The sequence below is a fragment of the Psychrobacillus mangrovi genome, from assembly GCF_037104765.1.
Lineage (GTDB): Bacteria > Bacillota > Bacilli > Bacillales_A > Planococcaceae > Psychrobacillus > Psychrobacillus mangrovi.
The window spans coordinates 1-22901 of the sequence record NZ_JBAWSY010000007.1; the positions used below are offsets into that span (position 1 = coordinate 1).

At 36.9% G+C, this 22901-nt stretch carries 23 protein-coding genes and 1 rRNA gene; 6 read left to right on the forward strand and 18 right to left on the reverse strand.

From position 1 onward, the window contains the following. Window positions 1-345: ribosomal RNA gene (locus WAX74_RS10985) — 16S ribosomal RNA — on the reverse strand; the annotation flags it as partial. Between the two features lie 334 nt (window positions 346-679). Then, complete coding sequence (locus WAX74_RS10990) at window positions 680-1543, reverse strand: nucleotidyltransferase-like protein (RefSeq protein ID WP_336497709.1); 864 nt, start codon at window positions 1541-1543, stop codon at window positions 680-682. 212 nt (window positions 1544-1755) lie between these two features. On the opposite strand from WAX74_RS10990, the gene WAX74_RS10995 reads away from it, so the two are divergent. Then, the gene (locus WAX74_RS10995; protein ID WP_053592040.1) at window positions 1756-2100 is read left to right on the forward strand and encodes a YgzB family protein; all 345 of its coding nucleotides are present in this window, start codon (window positions 1756-1758) and stop codon (window positions 2098-2100) included. A gap of 49 nt (window positions 2101-2149) precedes the next feature. Here the strand turns inward: WAX74_RS10995 and perR are convergent, their stop codons facing one another. The 3 genes from perR to bcp form a co-directional block, all read right to left on the reverse strand. Further along, on the reverse strand, window positions 2150-2593 hold the full coding sequence (gene perR, locus WAX74_RS11000) for a peroxide-responsive transcriptional repressor PerR (RefSeq protein ID WP_336497710.1): 444 nt from the start codon (window positions 2591-2593) through the stop codon (window positions 2150-2152). A 112-nt stretch (window positions 2594-2705) separates the two neighbouring features. Further along, window positions 2706-3650, reverse strand: coding sequence for a D-2-hydroxyacid dehydrogenase (locus tag WAX74_RS11005; protein WP_336497711.1), 945 nt, complete (start codon window positions 3648-3650; stop codon window positions 2706-2708). Between the two features lie 2 nt (window positions 3651-3652). Next, complete coding sequence (gene bcp / locus WAX74_RS11010; RefSeq protein ID WP_336497712.1) at window positions 3653-4135, reverse strand: thioredoxin-dependent thiol peroxidase; 483 nt, start codon at window positions 4133-4135, stop codon at window positions 3653-3655. A gap of 195 nt (window positions 4136-4330) precedes the next feature. Here bcp and WAX74_RS11015 point away from each other — a divergent pair, with 195 nt between their 5' ends. Then, window positions 4331-5620: a glutamate-1-semialdehyde 2,1-aminomutase gene (locus WAX74_RS11015; protein ID WP_336497713.1), complete on the forward strand. Its 1290-nt coding sequence runs from the start codon at window positions 4331-4333 to the stop codon at window positions 5618-5620. Between the two features lie 41 nt (window positions 5621-5661). Then, window positions 5662-6744 carry an FUSC family protein gene (locus tag WAX74_RS11020; RefSeq protein ID WP_336497714.1) on the forward strand — a complete coding sequence of 361 codons (1083 nt, stop codon included), beginning with the start codon at window positions 5662-5664 and terminating at the stop codon, window positions 6742-6744. A gap of 581 nt (window positions 6745-7325) precedes the next feature. On the opposite strand, the gene WAX74_RS11025 is transcribed toward WAX74_RS11020, so the two are convergent. From WAX74_RS11025 to mutY, 10 genes are all read right to left on the reverse strand, one after another. Beyond that, entirely contained in the window at window positions 7326-8228 is a 903-nt protein-coding gene (locus WAX74_RS11025) for an ABC transporter permease (RefSeq protein ID WP_413788957.1), read from the reverse strand. Window positions 8229-8242: 14 nt separating this feature from the next. Further along, window positions 8243-9247: an ABC transporter permease gene (locus tag WAX74_RS11030; protein ID WP_336497715.1), complete on the reverse strand. Its 1005-nt coding sequence runs from the start codon at window positions 9245-9247 to the stop codon at window positions 8243-8245. Between the two features lie 68 nt (window positions 9248-9315). Further along, complete coding sequence (locus tag WAX74_RS11035; RefSeq protein ID WP_336497716.1) at window positions 9316-10959, reverse strand: ABC transporter substrate-binding protein; 1644 nt, start codon at window positions 10957-10959, stop codon at window positions 9316-9318. Window positions 10960-10984: 25 nt separating this feature from the next. Then, a complete protein-coding gene (locus WAX74_RS11040; RefSeq protein WP_336497717.1) occupies window positions 10985-11968 on the reverse strand; it encodes an ABC transporter ATP-binding protein in 984 nt (327 codons plus the stop codon). Further along, window positions 11943-12962 carry an ABC transporter ATP-binding protein gene (locus WAX74_RS11045; protein ID WP_336497718.1) on the reverse strand — a complete coding sequence of 340 codons (1020 nt, stop codon included), beginning with the start codon at window positions 12960-12962 and terminating at the stop codon, window positions 11943-11945. Before WAX74_RS11045 ends, WAX74_RS11040 begins: the two co-directional genes overlap by 26 nt. A 233-nt stretch (window positions 12963-13195) precedes the next feature. Then, entirely contained in the window at window positions 13196-14947 is a 1752-nt protein-coding gene (locus tag WAX74_RS11050) for an ABC transporter ATP-binding protein (protein WP_336497719.1), read from the reverse strand. Between the two features lie 58 nt (window positions 14948-15005). Continuing rightward, entirely contained in the window at window positions 15006-15545 is a 540-nt protein-coding gene (ntdP, locus tag WAX74_RS11055) for a nucleoside tri-diphosphate phosphatase (RefSeq protein WP_336497720.1), read from the reverse strand. 132 nt (window positions 15546-15677) lie between these two features. Further along, window positions 15678-15854, reverse strand: coding sequence for a gamma-type small acid-soluble spore protein (locus WAX74_RS11060; RefSeq protein WP_336497721.1), 177 nt, complete (start codon window positions 15852-15854; stop codon window positions 15678-15680). A 38-nt stretch (window positions 15855-15892) separates the two neighbouring features. Continuing rightward, complete coding sequence (gene fabL, locus WAX74_RS11065; RefSeq protein WP_336497722.1) at window positions 15893-16639, reverse strand: enoyl-[acyl-carrier-protein] reductase FabL; 747 nt, start codon at window positions 16637-16639, stop codon at window positions 15893-15895. Beyond that, window positions 16636-17703 carry an A/G-specific adenine glycosylase gene (gene mutY, locus WAX74_RS11070; RefSeq protein WP_336497723.1) on the reverse strand — a complete coding sequence of 356 codons (1068 nt, stop codon included), beginning with the start codon at window positions 17701-17703 and terminating at the stop codon, window positions 16636-16638. Before mutY ends, fabL begins: the two co-directional genes overlap by 4 nt. 123 nt (window positions 17704-17826) lie before the next feature. On the opposite strand from mutY, the gene WAX74_RS11075 reads away from it, so the two are divergent. Then, a complete protein-coding gene (locus WAX74_RS11075; RefSeq protein WP_336497724.1) occupies window positions 17827-18819 on the forward strand; it encodes a metal-dependent hydrolase in 993 nt (330 codons plus the stop codon). 731 nt (window positions 18820-19550) lie between these two features. On the opposite strand, the gene WAX74_RS11080 is transcribed toward WAX74_RS11075, so the two are convergent. The 3 genes from WAX74_RS11080 to recX are packed head-to-tail and all read right to left on the reverse strand — an operon-like array spanning window position 19551 to window position 20953. Then, the gene (locus tag WAX74_RS11080) at window positions 19551-19817 is read right to left on the reverse strand and encodes a YfhJ family protein (RefSeq protein ID WP_336497725.1); all 267 of its coding nucleotides are present in this window, start codon (window positions 19815-19817) and stop codon (window positions 19551-19553) included. 1 nt (window position 19818) lies between these two features. After that, window positions 19819-20148 (reverse strand): YfhH family protein, encoded by a 330-nt coding sequence (locus WAX74_RS11085; protein ID WP_336497726.1) that lies wholly within the window; start codon window positions 20146-20148, stop codon window positions 19819-19821. After that, the gene (gene recX / locus WAX74_RS11090) at window positions 20141-20953 is read right to left on the reverse strand and encodes a recombination regulator RecX (RefSeq protein WP_336497727.1); all 813 of its coding nucleotides are present in this window, start codon (window positions 20951-20953) and stop codon (window positions 20141-20143) included. The genes WAX74_RS11085 and recX overlap by 8 nt, the downstream gene beginning before the upstream one ends. A gap of 97 nt (window positions 20954-21050) precedes the next feature. Here recX and WAX74_RS11095 point away from each other — a divergent pair, with 97 nt between their 5' ends. Together WAX74_RS11095 and WAX74_RS11100 are read left to right on the forward strand one after the other, a co-directional pair. Beyond that, a complete protein-coding gene (locus WAX74_RS11095; RefSeq protein WP_336497728.1) occupies window positions 21051-21947 on the forward strand; it encodes a TIGR01777 family oxidoreductase in 897 nt (298 codons plus the stop codon). A gap of 52 nt (window positions 21948-21999) precedes the next feature. Beyond that, the gene (locus WAX74_RS11100; protein WP_336497729.1) at window positions 22000-22806 is read left to right on the forward strand and encodes a polysaccharide deacetylase family protein; all 807 of its coding nucleotides are present in this window, start codon (window positions 22000-22002) and stop codon (window positions 22804-22806) included. Window positions 22807-22901: the final 95 nt, after the last annotated feature.

Genomic DNA, 22901 nt, shown 5'->3' on the forward strand with positions numbered 1-22901 from the left:
CTGGGCCGTGTCTCAGTCCCAGTGTGGCCGATCACCCTCTCAGGTCGGCTACGCATCGTCGCCTTGGTGAGCCGTTACCTCACCAACTAGCTAATGCGCCGCGGGCCCATCCTGTAGTGACAGCCGAGACCGTCTTTTAACATTTCCCCATGTGAGGAAATGGATTATTCGGTATTAGCCCCGGTTTCCCGGAGTTATCCCAATCTACAGGGCAGGTTGCCCACGTGTTACTCACCCGTCCGCCGCTAAATCAGAAGAAGCAAGCTTCTTCATCATCCGCTCGACTTGCATGTATTAGGCACGCCGCCAGCGTTCGTCCTGAGCCAGGATCAAACTCTCCATAATAGAGAACTTAAAAAGCTCATTTTGTTTTGCTGGCATCATCATTAAATGATGTCAAAATTGTTTGCTATCTGACTAACCGAAGTTAGTCTATCAAGCTATATGTCTTAACGTTTTGCATGTTCAGTTTTCAATGTTCATTTTGTTATGTCGTTTTTTGCGACTTCTCTAATTTATCATCACTCAAGCGATGAGTCAAGAAGTTTTTCAAAAAACTTTTTCGTCAATATTTTTTATTTCGTTTTTGACGACGCTTATTATAATACTACTATCTCGATAGTTTTGTCAACAAAAAAACGAACAAAAGGTTATGTCCGTTTTTTTCGAGATTTATAAATCACCTAACTTTGTAGTATCTATGCATGATTTCATTGCTTTTAGTAGGTTGTTTTTCAATTAATATAAAACCTTTTTCTACTAAAAATTCTATAAAGACTTCTAGATCCACAGAGTAATTTTTTAATTCTTCTTGCTCATGAATCTCTTGGATTGTCCAAAACTCTTTTGAAGCTAGCACATCTAATATATGTTGTGCTCCCTCTTTTATTCTAGAATGAATTAAAAACTCACTTGCTAAAAACAAGAGTTCCAATCTCTTTTCTATAGTTTCTTCACTAGAAACAAGCTCATCGTATAATTTATAGATGGATGGATCTAACTGTTTCACTTGCTTCCATACCATCACTTCTGGATGCAATCCGTGTTCAAATACAGCCAAACGAGCTAAATGATGTAAAGACTCTACTATATGGTTATAAGCATCTAGATAATTCAACTGCTCAAAAAAATGTTTACTTTCTAAATATCTTTTACTTAATTTAGCAAACTCAATCCCCATTCTCACTTTTCTACCGTTAATCGGAAACTCTTGTAACTCTTTTTTCAATTCTTCTATATATTCATTTCGATCAAAAATTACTCGGCCGTTAATTAACCAATCTACTAATTTAGGATTTGTTCCTAGCAATAACCATTTTTTTAACTGTTTCTCCGTTATCACATGCATAGCTGCTTTTTTATCATTAAACGTATAATGTTTTGTAAAAATAGGTTGTTCTCCATCTCTAGTCAATATAAATAAAATAGAATCAAATGTATCTGTTATCGGACTAACCTCTTCACGTTTTTCTACAAATATAATACCTAGTGTATTAGGGTCACTTGCTCTTTCTTGATAAATAGGTCTCAAAAGTGCTTCCAAAATTGCGCCTCCTTTATTTCCTTATAATAGTTTTTCGACAACTATTTTATAACTCCTTCTATTAAATCGCTCAAAACATTATTTTAACATCAACGTCAAGAAGTCTAACACAATAGCAATTATCATGGGTATTAAGAAATGAACTCGAAGTAAAAGGGAAGTAGTTCAAACCAAATTATGATATAGTGGATTTAGAAATTAGGAGGATGAAAATGAAACCTTATAAAAACAAAATAAATAGAATACGTTCCTTTGCATTGGGACTAATATTCTTCGGATTCATCATTATGTATGGCGCAATATTCTTTCGCGAAAATGCTATTCTAGTAACTATTTTTATGACTCTTGGATTAATTTCTATTATAGCAAGCACTGCTGTTTATGGTTGGATCGGATTACTTTCCACTAAAGCTGTACAAGTTGTATGTCCGAATTGCGGAAAACATACTAAAGTTTTAGGGAGAGTTGACATGTGTATGTATTGTAAGGAACCATTGACACTGGATCCATCACTTGAGGGTCAAGAATTCGATCAATCTTTAAATAGAAAGAGATAACTAAAGATAAAATCAAAAAAACCGAGCGATATGTTTCCGCTCGGTTTTCTTATTGTACTTTCGTTGCCTGTTCTTTACACGTTGGACATGTTCCATAAATCTCCATACGATGTGAACTAACTTCAAATCCCGTTAAATGGGAAGCTAAATGCTCTACTTCATCTAATCCTGGGTAATGAAAGTCAACAATTTTCCCACATGAGTTGCAAATCATATGATAATGATCATTTGTTATGAAATCGAATCTACTAGAAGAGTCTCCAAAAGTAAGTTCTTTTACTAGCCCAGCTTCTCTAAATACACGTAAATTGTTATACACTGTCGCAACACTCATGCTAGGGAATTTACTTTCAAGTGCTTTATATATATCGTCCGCAGTTGGATGTGACATTGATTGGATAATAAATTCCAATATCGCATGGCGTTGAGGTGTAATACGTACACCAGTAGATTTTAATGTATCTAAAGCATCTCTCAAATGTACTTCCGTCATCGCAATGCACCTCTTTTCGTATTATTCTTAGTTTGTAATTGTTACAATAAGTATAAGGAAAAAGAGCATTAGATGTCAAACTTTACAGTCTTAAAGGGAATATGTACTACTATTAGTATCCTCTTTCCAAATCAATTACGTTAATTAATGAAGGGTCCTCATCTAACCATTTTGTTAAATTCTCCGTAAAAATATCCAATGCACGAACGATATATTGAGAAGAATGGCTGGAAACATGAGGAGAAACGACTACATTCTCCATTTTCCAAAAAGGATGATCTTCTTTTAGCGGTTCGCTTTCAAAAACATCTAGTACCGCATAAGCAATATAGTTATTTTGTAATGCTTGTAAAAGCACTTCCTCTTTAACTACATCTCCTCTACCGAAATTCATAAAGATAGCGGTAGGCTTCATACAATGAAAATGCTCATTGGTTAATAAATTCTTTGTTTCTACTGTACTAGGTAATATAGAAATAACGAAATCTGCTTTAGGCAGCGCTCTTTTCAATTCTGAAAAAGAAGTCATATCATCCATAAAATCGGATGGCTCTCCGCTACGATTACATCCGATTGTATGCACGCCGAAAGCTTGTAGGATTCTTCCCACTTCCCCTCCTATTGCACCGGGACCTAGAATTAATGCAGTAGAGCCATAAAGTTCCGATGAATACACTTTCTTAGACCATATACTATTCCTTTGGTTTTGAGCAATAATCGGAAGTGATTTTTTTATGGATAAAATATGCGCAAGAATAGACTCTGCCATCGGTATTTTATGAATACCTCTAACATTAGTCACAAGTATATTACGGCTTGCTATTTCCTTCAAAGGCATTTTTTCTAAACCAGCGGAAGCTACCATAATCCATTTCAAGCGGTCTGCCGCTTCCAAATGAGATGCATTAATATCTTCTCCATACGTTACAAATACTTCTGCATTACGTAAGGTCTCTTCATCAAATGGTTTTTGAAAATAAAATTTTACATGTGGAAATCTTTCTATTAAGTTTGCTTGTTGCTCTGGTTTAGGTAAAAAAGAAAATAATATGTTCATTTTTATTCTCCAGTATTCACAATGTTTTTCAATGTTTCAAGCGCTTCTTCTACGTGCCCATCTACCTTTACTTTACGCCATTCTTTTATAATTGTTCCTGTTGGATCAATTAAAAATGTAGATCTTTCAATTCCCATAAATTCTTTACCAAACATCTTTTTCAATCTCCACACCCCATATGCTTCTGATATTTCATGGGTATCATCGACTAACAATGAGAATGGTAAACCATGTTTCTTAATAAATTTCGTATGATCATTTTCATTATCAGCACTTACACCAAGAATAACTGCATTTAAATCAGAAAAGGCTTCATGTGTATCCCTAAAATCACATGCTTCTGTCGTACAGCCTGGAGTTGAATCTTTCGGATAGAAATATAACACAACATACTTCTTACCAGCAAAATCATCTAATGATACTATTTTTCCCGTTTCGTTTTTTAAAGAAAATTTTGGTGCTATCATACCTTCTAATGTTTGCATATTGATTCCTCCCTTAGTTACTGCTTTCATAGTATCGGAATTTTCCAGTAAGTTCAATTTTCTTTCGCGTTTTTCAAAAAAATTGACTACAATTAAATAGAACAGTTATAGCCTGAGTCACTGGACAGTGGCTCGTTCGTAACGTTATACTTTCATTTTAGTGAAGCAAGCCAAATCAAGCGGAGGTTTTTACAATTGGAACACATTAAATCTGAACAAATACAAAAAGAAGCACTTGAACATATCGTAGGTGGGGTAAACAGCCCATCTAGATCATATAAAGCTGTTGGTGGAGGGGCTCCAACTGTCATGGACAGAGCAGAAGGTGCTTATTTTTATGACGTGGACGGTAACAAATATATCGATTACTTAGCAGCTTATGGCCCTATTATTACGGGACACGCACATCCACATATTACTGAAGCAATTACTAAAGCAGCTCAAACAGGACTCCTTTATGGAACTCCAACAAAGCATGAAGTTACGTTTGCAAAAATGTTAAAAGAAGCAATTCCTTCTATGGATAAAGTACGCTTTGTAAACTCAGGTACAGAAGCAGTCATGACAACAATTCGTGTAGCCCGTGCCTATACAGGAAGAACGAAAGTTATGAAATTTGCTGGTTGCTATCATGGACACTCTGATTTAGTTTTAGTGGCAGCGGGTTCGGGTCCTGCCACGCTTGGTACACCAGATTCAGCAGGAGTTCCTAAAACCATTGCAGAAGAAGTAATTACTATTCCATTTAACGATCCAAAAGCTTATGAGGAAGCGATGGAAAAATGGGGAGAAGAATTAGCTTGTATTTTAGTAGAACCAATCGTAGGAAATTTTGGTATGGTTGAGCCAAACGAAGGATTTTTACCAATTGTTCACAAGATAGCAAAAGACAAAGGAGCTCTAGTAATATATGATGAAGTAATCACAGCATTCCGCTTTCATTATGGGGCTGCCTCTACTATGTTAAATCAAACTCCCGATCTTACTGCACTTGGTAAAATAATCGGTGGTGGCCTTCCAATTGGAGCATATGGCGGTAAAAAGGAAATTATGGAACAAGTAGCTCCACTCGGACCTGCTTACCAGGCAGGAACAATGGCAGGTAATCCTGCGTCTATGCAAGCAGGTATTGCATGTTTAGAAATTTTACAACAACCTGGTATATATGAAGAATTAGATAGACTTGGTAGTATATTAGAAGCAGGTATCCTAGAAGCAGCAGAAAAAAATAATATAACGATAACTATTAATCGTATAAAAGGTGCTCTTTCTGTTTATTTTACTGATGTTAAAGTGGAAAACTATGAGCAAGCAGAAGCAACAGATGGGGAAATGTTCGCCAAATTCTTCAAGCTTATGCTAACTCAAGGCATCAATCTTGCACCTTCTAAATACGAAGCATGGTTTGTTACAACAGCACATACAGAAGAAGATATTAAAGATACAATTGCTGCTGTTGATAAAGCCTTTGCACAATTAAAGTAAACGTTACCTGGAACCTGTAGGAAATGAAAGGATAGGATTGAATGAAATTAGGAGCTCGCGTTTTTAAGACTGGAGTAGCGATTGTTTTCTCATTATTCATAGCAGATTTACTCCAGCTTCCTAACCCTGTCTTTGCGGGAATAGCTGCTATATTCGCAGTTCAACCTTCTATATATAGATCCTATTTGACTGTTATTGAGCAAATACAATCGAATTTAATCGGAGCAGCGATAGCAGTTATTTTCGCTTTAGTATTTGGAAATCACTTTATTGCAGTAGGTTTTGCCGCAATATTTGCTATCATGATTATGTTGAAGTTCAAACTTGAAAAAACAATTTCTTTAGCACTAGTAACTGTTATTGCGATAATGGAAGTTCAAAGCGATGACTTTTTAACATTCGCATTAATACGATTTTTAACTATTCTCGTAGGAGTTGTATCCGCATTTCTCGTGAATTTAATATTTATACCGCCCAAATTCGAAACGAAACTGTTTAATGCAATTCATTATACACAAGACGAGATTATACGCTGGATTCGAATTGCGGTAAGAAATGCGTCCGACCATAGCTCTACAAAACAAGCAATTAGTCAAATAAAAGATCGATTATCTCGGATAGATCAGATTTATTCTTTTTTTAAAGAAGAACGCGGCTATTCGAAAAAAGCAGCCTTTACAAAAGGAAGAAAATTAGTCGTTTATCGAGAACTAATCTCCGTTTCCTATAAAAGCTTGGATGTTTTAAAAAGACTTCATATCCATGAAAACGAGTTATTAGAGCTTCCCGAGCATTTTAGAATGATGATCAAAGAACGTTTAGATGCTCTTCTCACTTATCACGAACAGCTTCACTTGAAGTTTATAGGAAAGTTAAAACCGGAGCATATAGAATGGAATGGGTCAGAAGCATTCATTCAAAGGCAAGAAGTAATGGATATTTTTGTCCAACAAATTGCCCTTACTAAAATTGAAGAAGAATTTTCGACCTATCACTTACTTCATATATTATCGGCTATTTTAAAGTATGAGGAGCAATTAGAACATATCGATACGCTAATCACTTCGTATCAAACCTTTCATAGCACAGAACTTACAGTACAAATAGAAGAAACACCATATTAAGAAATTCCCAAAAGCACACATGCCTGCATCGACAAAGTTTCTTTGCACCAGTGGAAAAAAGCAGGCGCATAGCGAGGGCACGGAAAAAGTCTATGAGGGTGAGAAAGTCCTCACTGAGATTTCATAACAGTATGTGAACGACAAGTTGTTCACATACTCGATTTTTATTTCGAACCCGTTGATTTCTGTTCCAGGCGGACGCTTTCCGCCGGCATGGCTTCAGCCGCTTCCTTCGCTACGCTCAGTCCAGGGTCTTCAGCTCATGCTATTCCGGCTGGAGTCGCCGCCTTCCACTCCAATCAACTATTATCTGCTTTTCAATTAGAAAATCATCATGCCATTAAAGAGTAAGTTTTTTCAATTGTATCTATAGAAAATCGTTGAAAAAGGCGACACTCCTGCGGGAATAGAGTTAGCCGAAGACCCCGCAGCGCAGCGAGGAGGCTAAGGCAACTCCCGCGGAAAGGGAGCCGTTTCAACGATTTTCTTATTTATCGGACGATATTATTTAGTAAAGTCAAATTCAATCAAGTTTGTCAAAAGTCTAAAACGTGTCACCTATTTACAAGGTGACACGTTTTTTAGTTTTTCATGCGAGGATCCAATGCGTCTCGTAGTCCATCCCCCATTAAATTAAACCCAAGTACTGTTAGCATAATCGCAAGACCCGGGAAAATCATTGTCCATGGTGCGTTGCGTAAAAACATTCGAGCATCCGCTAACATTTTTCCCCATTCAGGTGCAGGTGCCTGCGCCCCAAGACCAAGAAACCCTAAAGCTGCTGCTTCAATAATCGCCGATGCAATGGCCAAGGTGCCAGCAACAATTACGGGAGCCAGCGAGTTGGGCAGAATATGAGAAAATAATATACGTATGTCTTTCATCCCTATTGCTTTGGCAGATGTTATGTATTCCTCCTCTTTAATACTCAAAACTTTTGAGCGAATGAGTCGACCAAAGTTAGGAATATTAATAATGGCGATTGCTATTAATGCATTACGTAAGGAAGGACCTAATACAGAAACAACTGCTATTGCCAATAATATACTTGGGAATGCTAGCATTACATCGAATACTCGGGAGATGATCATATCCACCCATTTTCCATAATAACCAGCAATAATTCCTAGAATACTACCAACTACTACGGACCCTATAACAGAGAAGAATCCTACTCCAAGCGATATTCTTGCTCCGTGGATGATACGTGAAAAAATATCTCGACCAAAATCATCCGTCCCAAACCAAAACTCACTGGACGGCGGTAGCAATCGATGATCTTTAATAGACTGTTCATTAATCCCTTGAGGTGCTAGCCACGGACCAAATACTGCTAAAAACACGAAGAAAAGAACAATCACTGCTCCAACTAACGCTACTTTGTTTTTACTAAAGCTGCGCCAAGCATCGCGCCAAGGACCGGTCGATGTATCTTTTACGGCAACTACTGTTTCATTTATCGAGTTCGGAACCATTTCGGACATCCTTATTCCTCCTTTTAGTCGTATTTAATCCTTGGATCAATTAAACCGTATAAAATATCAACAAATAGATTAATCATTACAAATATAAAAGCTACAATTAATATTCCGGATTGAATGACAGGATAGTCACGGAACTGAATTGCATCATAAATATAACGTCCAATTCCTGGCCAACCAAATATAGTTTCTGTTAATATTGCTCCCCCAAGTAAAAGACCCATTTGCAAGCCGATAACAGTTAAAACTGGAATAATAGCATTTTTCAAAGCATGCTTGTAAACGACCCAAAACATTTTTTGTCCTTTTGCTCGAGCAGTACGAACATAATCTGCTCTCATTACTTCTAACATACTAGAGCGGGTCATTCGCGCAATAATGGCCATTGGAATAGTTGCAAGTGCAATTCCTGGTAAGACTAGATGTTTTAACACTAGACCTAGCTGATCAAAACGACCATTTAATATTGTATCTATTACATATAAATTCGTGACAGAGGAAACGGGATTCCTTACTTCCTCTCTTCCTGTTGTCGGGAGCCATTGGAGTTCTATTCCAAATATCCATTGCTCCATCAAACCTAACCAAAAGATTGGCATTGATACTCCTATTAACGCTAAAATCATCGCAAAATAATCAAACCAAGAGTTTTGGAACCAAGCAGAGATAATTCCCGCATTAACACCAATGATAACCGCAATGATAATGGCAAATATCGCCAATTCAAAAGTTGCCGCTAAATATGGCCAAATTTCTTTTGCAACTGGCTGAACAGTTCGCATCGATTCCCCTAAATCTCCTTTTAGAAGACCAAATAGGTAATCAAAGTATTGCGTATACCACGGATTATTTAATCCAAGTTTTATTTCCAATGCTTCTATAGCTTCTTTCGATGCTAGCTGACCTAATATAACCTGCGCTGGATTCCCAGGGATAGCCCGAATAATCATAAAGACGACAAATGTCATACCAAGCAAAACAGGGATTAACTGTAATAATCTTTTTCCGATATAGTGAAGCATTGTCTTCACCTCTCCTACTAAAAATAAAGAAAGGGAGAAATCACGAAGACCTCTCCCCTTCAAGCTAGTTACTTAAAGTCGACATTCGTTAATTTATCAGATCCAGTAGGATGTGGTAGGAAGTCTACCAATTCCGCTTTCCCTGCAAGTAATGGAGTTGAGTGTGCAAGTGGTACCCAAGGAGCATCTGCAAAAATGATTTCTTGAGCTTGCTTATACAATTCATTACGTTTATCTTCGTCAACTTCTGTTTGTGCTTCAATTAGGATTTTGTGTAGATCGTCGTTGCTATAGTAAGTGTAGTTGTTGCTTCCTATATTGTCTTGGTCTAGCAATACATAAAGGAAGTTATCCGCGTCACCGTTATCACCAGTCCACCCTAGCATAAATGCGTCTGCTTCTCCGTTACGCGCTTTTTCTAAATAAGTAGCCCACTCAAAAGAAACGATATTCGCTTTAACCCCAATATCCTCTAAGTTCTTTTGAATTGCTTCAGCCACTTTCGTTCCATCTGGCATATATGGTCTTGGTACAGGCATTGCCCATAAATCCATTTCAAAACCATCCGCAAATCCTGCTTCTGCTAAAAGTTCTTTTGCTTTTGCCGGATCATATTCATAACCTGGAATATCATCATTGTATCCACTAATAGAAGATGGCATTGGATTTTTCGCAACTTCTGCTTGACCTTCAAAGAAAGCATCTACAATCGCTTGTTTGTCGATTGCATGATTAATAGCTTGTCGAACTTTTACATTATCAAACGGAGGACGTGTTGTTGTAAGACCAAGATATCCTACGTTCATAGATGGACGTTTAAATAATTGCAGAGTTGAATCCCCTTCAACTGTTGCACCATCTGCTGGATTAACTCCATCAGCTAAATCAATTTCACCAGTGAGAAGAGCATTTAAACGAGCTGAGTTATCTGGAATAGAGCGGAAAACAATTTTATCAAGCTTTGGAAGTCCTTCAGCCCAATAATCTTCAAATTTTTCAACAGTTATTGAATCATTACGTTTCCATTCAACAAATTTAAACGGACCGGTACCAACAGGATTGTCTCCAAAAGCGTCCCCTGCAGATTCAAACGCTGTCGGGCTAGCAATTCCAAAAGGACTCATTGCAATATTTTTTAAGAACGGTGCTTGTGCACGTTTTAATTTAAAAATAACTGTGTAATCTCCTTCTGCAGTTACAGATTCAATTACATGACCTTCATCTCCAACAAAACCACCAAACATAGAAGCATAGTACGGGAATTTGTCTTCCGAACCATTTGCCCATCGTTCAAAGTTTTTCACTACAGCCTCTGCATTGAAGTCTGTTCCGTCGTGGAACTTAACACCTTCACGAAGCGTAAATGTATAAGTAAGTCCATCTTCTGAAGGCTCCCATTTTGTTGCTAATCCTTCATTGATTGTTGTATCTTGTTCCCCAAAGTTCAAAAGTGTTTCAAATACGTTTTGTGTTACTTTGAAAGATTCCCCATCTGTTACTGCGGCAGGATCTAATGAAACGGAATCTCCACCACGACCAAAAATAAGTACTTTGTTGCCAGTAGATGCTGATCCCCCATCAGTAGCACCCTCACTCTTTTTGTCTGTACTGCTAGTGCCTTCCGATGAATTACCCGAAGAACATGCTGCAAGAACCACTGATAGGGCAACTAACATCAGCAATAAAAATGACCATATTTTCTTCTTCCCCATATTAACCCCTCCGTAAAAAATATTATCAATGTTGAACTGCCTCTTTATATAAATGGCAGGCAACAAAATGACCTGTTTTCACTTCTTCTAATTTCGGTACAACGGTTGTACAAACATCCATCTTAAAAGGACATCTTGTATGAAACGTACAACCTGTCGGTGGATTAGATGGACTCGGAATATCCCCCTCTAATATAATTTGTTCCCTTTTAAATTCTGGATCGGGAACAGGAACTGCTGAAAGCAGCGCCTTTGTATATGGATGCAGTGGTTCCGCATAAAGGGATTCACTTGTAGCAAGCTCAGCCATTTTACCTAAATACATAACTCCAACGCGGTCACTTATATGCCGCACCACCCCTAAATCATGTGCGATAAAGATATAAGTTAGCTTTAGTTCTTTCTGTAAATCTTGCATGAGATTAAGTACTTGTGCTTGTATAGAAACATCAAGCGCGGAAACTGGCTCATCTGCAATAATCAACTTTGGATTTGTCATCAATGCCCTTGCAATCCCAATTCTTTGTCGTTGCCCACCACTAAATTGGTGTGGATACCTTTTCGCATGATAACTACTAAGTCCTACAATTTCTAAAAAGTCATATACTTTCTTTTTACGACTTTTTGCATCCCCAATGTTATGGACAATCAGAGGCTCCATTAAAATCTTCTCAACAGTATGGCGGGGATTTAATGATGCATAAGGGTCTTGAAAAACCATTTGAATCTCTCTTCGTGCTTTTCTCATTTCTGAATTAGAAATATTCGTCAATTCTTTTCCATCAAAAGTTACTTTGCCCTCCGTCGGTTCTAGTAATCTCATAAGCATTCGGCCAGTAGTAGATTTACCACAACCTGACTCGCCTACAATACCGAGTGTTTCACCTTCATTGACATAAAAAGACACATCGTCCACTGCTTTTACGTAACCTGACTGTTTCCCTAATAAGCCCGAGTGAGTCGGAAAGTACTTTTTTAATCCTTCAACTTGTAGCAGCGGTTTTGTCATGTACTCCAACCTCCTTTTCATCATATAAGAAACATCTCGTTTTATGACCTTCGGATATTTCGTATAGAGGAGGACTTTCAAGCGTACATCGACCAAACACTGATTCACAACGTGCAGCAAACCTACACCCTTCTTTAATCGTGCCTGGCTTTGGAACATTTCCTGGAATAGAATAAAGTCGCTGTTTTTTGAAACGCATATCTGGAACTGAAGCTATTAACCCTTTCGTATATGGATGTTGCGGATTATTGAAAATTGTCTCAACTGATCCCTCTTCCACTACTTTTCCCGCATACATAACAACAACTCGTTCACATGTTTCAGCTACAACTCCTAGATCATGTGTAATTAATATAACCGCTGTATTCAATCGCTCATTCAAGTCTCTCATCAACTTTAAAATTTGAGCCTGAATCGTTACATCTAAAGCAGTTGTTGGTTCATCTGCAATAAGGACCTTTGGGTCACACACTAATGCCATAGCAATCATGACACGCTGTCTCATACCACCAGAGAGTTGGTGAGGATAATCTCTCATCAATTCTTCTGCCCTCGGTAATCCTACTAGCTTCAACATTTCAATTGCTCTAGCTTTCGCTTGCTTTTTACTCCAGTCTTTTTTATGTAATGTTATTGCTTCTATTAGTTGATTTCCAATTGTGAATAAAGGATTTAATGAAGTCATAGGTTCCTGAAAAATCATCGCAACATCATTTCCACGAACGCCTCGCATTTCCTTCTCTGAAAATTTCGTTAAATCTTTTCCCTTAAATAAAATTTGTCCGTTTGTTATTTTCCCTGGAGGACTAGGCACCAAGCCCATGATTGAAAGAGATGTTACACTTTTACCGCAACCTGACTCGCCTACAATTCCTAAAATCTCTCCTTCTTTTACATGAAAATCAACATAGTCAACGGATGGTATAACACCATCATCTGTGAAAAAGGAAGTTTGAAGATCTTTCACTTCTAAAATTACTTGACGATTTTGCATATCGCTCCCCCTTTCCGAATAATCAAATTTTTCTTTCTTATCTTACTATATTAAATATTCTACACATTTTAAATGACTATGCAATACCTTTATTAAAGTTGATGTATCCATACTCACATATAACTTCCAATTTAATCTGTATTTTCATACAATTATATAAATAACCATTCGACTATCTTTTATAGCAAAAAACACCCTATAAGCTAATGTTCACTTATAGGGTGTTTCCTTATTTAATTTACTGTATCTAAATGTTGTATTTGAAAGAGATTATAATATACACCTTTTTGATTCATTAAGTTATGATGATTTCCATTTTCAACGACCTCACCATTTTCTATAACAAATATATTATCAGCATGTGTGATTGTCGAAAGTCTGTGAGCTACAATAATAGTAGTACGATCTTTCGCAAGTTTTTCTAATGAATCTTGAATTGAAGCTTCACTCTCTAAATCTAATGCAGAAGTCGCCTCATCTAGAACTAAAATTGCAGGATTTTTTAAAAACACTCGTGCAATTGCTACCCGTTGTTTTTGTCCACCAGAAAGTTTTACTCCTCGTTCTCCCACTTTTGTTTCATAGCCTTCTGGTAGTTCCATGATGAATTCATGAGCGTTAGCGGCCTTAGCAGCTTCTATTACCTCTTCATCGGTGGCATTTGGATTACCCATTAATATATTTGATTTTACCGAATCGCTAAACAAAATATTGTCCTGTAATACTATTCCGATATGTTTCCTTAAGGATTCAATTGTTACATCCCGGACATCTTGACCATCAATTTGGACACTGCCACTTGTCACATCATAAAATCTAGGTATAAGACTTATGATAGTAGACTTTCCTCCACCGCTCATTCCGACAAATGCTACTGTTTCACCGGCGTTCACATGAAAATCAACATGATTTAAAATCGTAGTTCCATCTTTGTCATATTGAAATGACACATTAGAAAATGTAACATTACCAAGTGAGCGATCTATTGTGTACGCTCCTTTTTTATCCTCAATATCGTATTCTTCATCCATTAATTCAAAGACACGATCCATAGATGCAAATGATTGCGTCAATGTTGTAGATGAATTAACTAAACGCCGTAATGGACTGTATAAACGTTCGATATACGCAATAAATGCTGCCATCGTCCCTACAGACAGTCTTCCGTTGATTGCCTCATATCCTGCATAAGCTATCACAAGTAACGGTGCAATGTCAGTAATTGTATTTACGACAGCGAAAGCTTTTGCATTCCAAATCGTTTGGTCAACTGCTTTATCTAAAAATTCCCCATTAGCTTCATTAAATAATTTTTGTTCATGCTTCTCCAATGTAAAGGTTTTAATAATACTCATACCTTGTACACGTTCATGTAAATAGCTTTGGACTCCCGCTAATGCCTGCGAACGTTTTCTTGTGAGATCTCGTAGTCTGCCGAAAAAGTATTTCACACTAAAAGCATAAAATGGAAATGCTAGCAAAGTAACAAGTGTCAACTTTACATTCATTGTAAGCATTATTCCAATTGCAATTAGAATAGTTGCTAAATCTAACCAAACATTCATTAAACCAATCATGACAAAATTTTTAGTTTGTTCTACATCATTTATAACTCTTGAAATAACTTCCCCAGCTCGTGTATTCGAATAATACTTCAAACTTAATTTTTGCAAATGAATATATAGTTTTTGACGTATATCATATAATATTTTATTGCTCACTAATTGCGCCAAATATTGTCGATAATACTCGATTGGCGGGCGAACTATTAAAAATACTAACGCAGTGCCTCCCAGCCAATAAACCAATTGCTGTATCTTTTCTTCCGAAGTCATGTCGCCACCAATAATATCATCAATTACGATTTTTATAAGAATTGGTATAAATAAAGGTATAGCAAATTTTATAATACCAATAACAATCGTTAATAATATTTGAAGGTTATATGGTTTTACAAATTGCATATACCGCTTCATCGAACTCATAGTATTACTTCCTTTCAAAATTGCAAAAACCTGTTGTGTTTCTCAACAGGTTTTCCAACTAGTCATTTAACTGTTTATAAAAATGATAACGACTTGTCCACGCTTCGATGAAATCTGGAGCAAATGGACCTCTTCTTTGCTTTATCCAAGAAATTAGTTTTTCTATATTACGGTCAAGAATCCCGTCTATCTCTCTTGGATAATTCATTTCCTTTTTATGCTGTTCGTACTCATCTTCATCTAGAATCGTATAGGTCATGTCTGGGAAAACCTTTACATCTAAATCATAATCAATGTATTTTAATCGTTGATTATTGTAGACAAATGGCGAACTCATATTAATGTAATAATATACACCATCTTCTCGAAGCATACAAATAATGTTGAACCAATATTCTGCATGAAAGTAACAAATAGAAGGCTCTCTTGTAATCCAGGTTCTTCCGTCCGCCTCAATGACAAGTGTCCGCTCATTTGCTCCTATTACAATATTTTTGGTGCCCTTTAAAACCATCGTTTCCTGCCAGACACGGTGGATGCGGCCATTATGCTTGTAGCTGTGAATTTGAATAATTTCTCCTTCGATTGGAATCGCCATGATTTAGCCACCTTTTCATCAAGCGCAATATTGAATTTTAACTTATTTACTCATTATAGCAATCCATACAAAAAAACTGTAGTAAAAAAATCAGCGAAGGCAAAATGCCTTCGCTGAATTTGGTGAATCCACTTATTTACTTGAGTTAAAAGAACGATTTGCTCTTGAACCGCTTGCTTGTTGTTTTTTCGTTTCAGCTTGACGGTTTTGTCCTTTTACATTTTGAATATCAGTTTCTGATGCAAACTCTTGGCTCTTGTTTGATTGTCTACTGTTATTCTTTTTCATGGATTTCACCTCCGTACACATATATGATGTACGCCATAGAAGTTATTATTCGTTTTATTTTACATTTTTATCGATCTTCCACCGTCAACAATTATCGTTTGCCCTCTAATCATCATGGAGTCATCGGATAATAAAAACATTGCAGTTTTCACCATATCTTCGATTTCGACCATTCTCCCAGCAGGAGTATTTATACGAGCATCTTCTAATAGTTCTTCACGGTTTGGAAAGTGTTTTAGTGCATCTGTATCCAACGCTCCACCAGAAACCGTATTAACAGAAATCCCTTTTGGGGCTAATTCTACAGCTAAATATCTAGTGATAGATTCAATTGCTGCCTTTGATACACCGACAGTCGTATAATTTTCTAGATAACGAATGGAACCAAGTGAACTTATTCCAAGAATTTTCCCACCGTTATTCATTAATTTAGCTGCTTCTTGGGCACCAAAAAGCATTCCTTTTGCGTTAATATTCATTGTCCAATCCCAATGGGACTCTTCTAATTCCATTATTGGTCTTAATACACCAGAGGCAGCATTGCTAACAAATATATCTAATCGACCGAATTCTTCTTTAATCGTTTGAAACATTGCACGTAGTTTTTCTACATCTCCCACATTTGCACGAACAAGAAGCGCTTTTCTTCCTAAAGCTTCTATCTCCTGCACTGTTTCAAGTGCTGCGGATTTACTTCTTGCATAGTTAACTACGATATCATATCCACTTTTAGCAAGTTCTATCGCTATTGCTTTTCCTAAACCTCTACTACTTCCCGTTACTAGTGCTACTTTGCTCGTTGTCATTGTTCCAAATTCCTTTCTTTCCATGCGTTCCAGATTTTCAACATTGGAACTGGCATCGGTTGATTTTCAACTTCTATCTTTGTAAACCATTTGCAGTTAGTCGGTAGTCCTTTGTCTTTTGTTAGCTTCGCTTCAAAACTTTCCATTTCCCACGTTAAATGTGAAAAGATATGCTTGAAGCTAGCTATTTCTTTCCCTTTTACAATACTTATTCGATAATCATGTTCTATTACCTCTTCTACTGTATGAGTCGCAGTGGGAAGTTCGACCATTGGAAATTGCCACATATTCGCTAGCAGCCCTTTACTCGGACGCTTTTCCAAAAGAATTTTCCCATCTTCTTCAATGACAACTGCTTTCATTTTATGTATTTTTGTTTTTTTGTTAATTGTTTTAACTGGCAGTTCTTCTTGCATTCCTTCAAAAAATGCTGTGCAATATTCTCTTACAGGACAAAGCAAGCATTTGGGTTTAGTCGGTGTACATATTACTGCTCCTAGTTCCATCAATCCTTGATTGAAAGAAGAAGGATTCTCCCTATCGATCAACTCCATGACAGCCTCTTCAAAAACTTTTTTCGTTTTTGGTTTGGCGATATCTTCTTTTATTAATAATAGACGGGAAAGCACTCTCATGACATTTCCATCTACTGCATGCTCAGGTACACTGTATGCTATACTTAATACCGCTCCTGCTGTATATGGACCGACTCCTTTAAGCTTTGATATTTCTTTTCTCGTCGATGGAACGATACTACCATAATCCTCGACCACCTCTTTTACTCCTGCCTGTAAGTTACGCGCTCTAGAATAATATCCTAAGCCTTCCCATTCTTTTAATAATTCTTCTTCATCAGCGCTCGCTAATGATTCAAGCGAAGGATATTTTGAAATAAATCTTTCATAATAAGGTATAACGGTATCCACTTTTGTTTGCTGTAGCATAACTTCCGAAACCCAAATTTTATAGGGATCTTTTGTTTTACGCCAAGGTAAGTCACGTTTTTCTTCCTCAAACCAAGAAACTAATTCTTTTCGTACTTGTTGTTTATATAAATCGTTCAATGTAAATTCCTTCCTTGCGATTACTGTCATTAATAATCGGGTATAAGTTAGTATGTGCTTTGTTATTTATTCGATTTTATTTTATGATTAATTTAACTTGTTGTCCAAAAAGGAGATGGTAAAGTGGATACAGGTACACACATTGTAATGGGAATAGCCCTCGGAGGCATAGCATTTGCAGACCCAGTAGTTGCAAGTAGTTCTCTTACTACTACTGCTGTGATTGCTGGAACTATTATCGGTTCCCAAGCACCTGATATAGATACAGTTTTAAAATTACGCAGTAATGCAGTATATATAAGACATCATCGCGGGATTACACATTCCATTCCTGCGGTCATTTTATGGCCCTTACTCATTTCATCCGTACTTTGGTTGATTATACAAGAAGCAAATTTCCTTCATCTTTGGCTTTGGACATTTTTAGCCGTTTTTTTACATGTATTTGTAGATATTTTTAATGCCTATGGAACACAGGCAATCCGACCTTTTTCAAGGAAATGGGTAGCACTAGGGGTTATTAATACTTTTGATCCGATAATTTTTGGCTTACATGTCTTAGGCTTACTATTATGGATGTTTGGTGCTAATCCAGTTCCAACCTTTCTTATTATGTACGCAGTAATCGTGTGTTATTATATTTTACGATTTGCAGTACAAGCAGCGGTTAAAAATGCCGTCAAACATACAATTCCAGATGCAGAGCAAATTATAGTTGCACCAACCATGCGTTTTTTTCAGTGGCGTGTAGCCGCTCTATCCAAGACACACCATTATGTTGGACGAGCATATGGTCGCTCTATTACCATTTACGATAAATTCGAACGAGTTCCATTACCTGATTCTGATTTGGTGAAAGCAGCCTTAAAAGATAAAAACTTAAGCGCTTTTCTTTCTTTTTCGCCTATTTATCGTTGGGAAATCACTAAGTTCGATCAATTATATGAAGTCCGCCTAATCGATTTAAGATATAGAAGTAATGATTATTATCCTTTTGTAGCAGTAGCACATTTGAATGAAGAATTGGAAATCGTCAATTCTTATACAGGTTGGATATTTAGTGAAGACAAACTACGAAAAAAATTAGATTTCACGCCAATTGATGAAATAAAATAGAAATGCTAGGAAATCAATTTCCTAGCTTTTTTTATTTAGCTTGTCTAACTTCATTGTAAGAAAAAAATATATATTACTAACTATCGGCATTCGCGCTGGCCGCACGTCCGCATGAGTACATTCGATTAAACGTATTGTTATCAATAATTCCTGAAAACAGGATGTAGGATTGCTATCTTCGATAATTATTTCAAATTCATCGGGATGTCTTTAGGATGTGCGCCTTACAAGCCGCAAGAGCGCGAAGAATGAGACCCCGTAAAGGATGTGGGAGTGACGAAGGAACGACTCATCCTGCGGAGGCTCATGCGTAGCGTGCGGCAAGCGCACATCCGTGTTTCTACTTTCAACGAACTTTTTATGCATAGACTGGAACGGATAAATCACCAACTATTGGCATTTGCGCTGGCCGCACGTCCGCATGAGCCGCTGTATGCGCTAGCGCATTTCGCTGTCTCATACGGCACGTCATGCGGCTGGCAAGGCGCGAATGCCAGTGTTTTCTTTTTATAAGATATAAAGTATATTCTATCAAATGTAGTGTTAATTTATAATCCTGATTACAGGATGTGCGCCTTACACGCCGCAAGAGCGCGAAGAATGAGACCCCGTAAAGGATGTGGGAGTGACGAAGGAGCGACTCATCCTGCGGAGGCTCATACGAAGCGTGCGGCAAGCGCACATCCGTGTTCTTGGGTATTAAAAATTATCCGTAATAAATAACAAAGCCTTTAATTTAAGAAATCGTCTACTTCCAAAAGATGCTTGTACTTCTCATTCGTGCTGGCAAATTCATGTAACTGGTTACCATAGCCTTCAATCCATTTCTTGATGACCATTTCGGTAACTGCTGCTCCCTTATAATCATATCCAGCTTTCGCATAGGATGATTCAAAATCTGACCAAAGCAGTTCAATCCATGCTCTAGCCTTTGCCGCGGAAAGTTTATCGTTTTTTTCTATTAGCTGATTTGTTAAAGAATCTATTTTATCCTGCATCTTATTTCCCTTCCTTTAAAGGCAGTAATAAAGAAATTGGTAATGCTTCTTCATACTTGTTTCCACCTAATCGGTATCCCCAGGCAAATCTTCCTTTTAGATATTCCACTTGAAAAAATACTCCTGGATCACTTGAGATACGGTACATCTCACCTGGTTTAATAGAAGCTGGATCTGTTAAAAATGCTTGCGCCATTGTAGCTTTTCTTTCATATACTGCATATTCATTTACAATACCTAATTGTTCTGCTTTTCTTGCTTTCTCTTTTAGTCTAGCTATTTCAGAACGTAGCTCTTGTTCTGTCATTTCACTATATTTTTTCTCACTCATCTTGTTGTTCCAGCTCCTTCTTCTCTATAAATAAATCTATGTGCTCTCCGGGAAATCCTTTTTGGTATAGTGCTTGTTTTACCTTGTTCCTTAAATCATATCCCGTATATTTGGATGCATATTTTCTCCAAACCTTGTCTCCTTGAGTTGAAATGATATCTTCCCATTCTTCCTGTTCTTTTTCAAGTTCGAAAGATCCTATTGCTTGGGAAATAATCGAGAAGTTATAGCCTTTACGTTGTAATGCATCCTGCACCTTTTGCTTAATTTGTATTGGAGTTTTTTCTGAACTTTGATTAATAATTTTTTCGGTTAGTGTGCGAGCAATAGTCAATTGTTCGTCTTCTGTATAAGTAGCTAAAACCTCTTCTTGTAGCTCTTTTTCGATTCCTTTTTTCTTAAGTTCTTGCCGAATCGCTGCAGGACCCTTTTTGCTGTTTTTCTTTTGTGTAGCGACTAACGCTTTCGTAAAGCTCTCATCATTTAAGAAGCCATGTTCATATAGTTTTCGAATTGCTTCTAACACTACTGCTTCCCCAAAATCACTCGTTAATAATTTTTTCTTTACTTCATGCTCACTTCTCATCTGATAACTCAAAAAGTTAATTGCTTTATTATAAGCCTTTCTTACTTCATCATCAAAAACGATTTCATCGATTGTAAAAGCTTCTATCACTTTCCCTTTTGTAAGCTGATACTTGATCAATACTGCTTCATCTACACTAAGAGCATATTTTTCATCCAAATATAAATTATATCGTTCTTTATTATTTTTTTGACGACCTATTTTTGTAATAATCGGCATTTAGTAAACCTCTCCATTCATCACTACTATTATAACGTATATTTTAATAGGTGATAACTTTAGGGAATGTTAAGATATTGCTAAAGGAGGCTTGGATATGAAAATTGCTATTACTGGAGGTACTGGATTTGTAGGTAGAGAACTAACAAGGCTACTTGTCCAAAACGGGCATGAGGTTTATATTTTAACTCGCTCGTCGAGTAAAGACATTAAGAATGTATCGATTGTAAATTGGTTATCGAGCAATACCTTACCTGAAAAGGAACTAGAGGGAATTGACGCAATGGTTAACCTCGCAGGTGAGTCTATAAATAATGGAAGATGGACGGAAGAACAAAAAAAGAAGATTTACGATAGCAGAATGCAAGCGACAGATGAAGTAATTCGAATATTACATGCACTACAACATAAACCAAAAGTTCTAGTGAATGCTAGTGCAATCGGAATTTATCCTGCCTCAGATGAAAATATTTATAAAGAAAAGAACAACGAAGTAGGTACAGAATTTTTAGCGAAAACAGTTCAGGACTGGGAAGTAAAAGCAAAGACAGCTGAACAACTTGGAATTAGAGTGGCTTATGGAAGATTTGGAATAATTTTAGGTGAAAGTGAAGGAGCACTTCCTCTCATGGCACTTCCATATAAACTATTCGTTGGTGGACCTATTGGCGTCGGGAAAAATTGGATGTCCTGGGTTCATGTTAGAGATGTTGCAAAGGCTCTACTATTTGCCATCGAGAATGACATAAAAGGACCTTTTAATGTCGTAGCACCGGATCCACGAAGAATGAATGAATTTGGCAAAATATTAGCAACTATATTAAAACGACCTCATTACTTCCCGGTACCTTCTTTTATTTTAAAACTAGCTCTTGGTGAAAAAAGCCAACTTGTCTTGGAAGGTCAGCATGTATTACCCGAAGTTTTAATAGAAAATGGATTTGTTTTTGATTTTCCAGATTTGACAAAAGCTTTAACTAATATTTATTCATGAATAAATAAAAACCACTAGCGCAACCTACTTAAAAAAGGAGGTTGTGTTTTCTATGTGGAAATATCATGTATTCGGAATAGTATTAGCTGCATTTGTCATAAGTATGGGATTCTTCTATCAACCATTCTCCGCTCAATCCCAAGAAATCCATTGGGGATTGAAGAAAGCTAAAAATCAAATTCCTGCAGAAGCTGGCTCAGAGTTAGATGCAATGCTTGAAAGAAATGGCGCCATATATAAAGGTCCATCAGATAAAAAAATTCTCTATTTTACTTTCGATAATGGCTACGAAAATGGCTATACGGAAAGTATCTTAGATACGCTAAAAAAAGAAGATATTAAAGCTACTTTCTTTCTAACTGGTCATTATTTAGAAAGTGCTACTCCCTTAGTTAAACGTATGATTGAAGAAGGTCATCAAATTGGAAACCATTCTTATGGTCATCCGAACTTAGCAAAGCTCTCAAAAGAAGGTGTAAAGAAAGAACTCCAAAAGTTTGACCAACGTTTGAGCGAGTTAACTTCCATTAAGAGAACTACCGTTACCCGCCCCCCAGAAGGAATCTTTAATGAACAAGTATTACAGGCAGCAAACGAAATTGGCCATCAGCATATATTCTGGTCAATTGCTTTTATCGATTGGCACAGGGACGTTAAAAAAGGCGGCAAATACGCTTATGATCAGTTAATGTCACAAATTCATCCTGGTGCCATCATTCTCATGCACACTGTTTCGCCTGATAACGCAGAAGGTCTTCCAATGTTCATTCAAGAAGCAAGAAAAATGGGATATACATTTGGAACAATTGACGAATTAAATATGAATAATCTGGAAATTCCAATTGATTTGCAACCTTAATATTGTCCTTTATAATAGAAGCAAGATTATAAAGTGAAACTTCATTCAGCATATTGTTGGAAGCAAGTTGAAACAATCGGACTTTTACTTTTAGT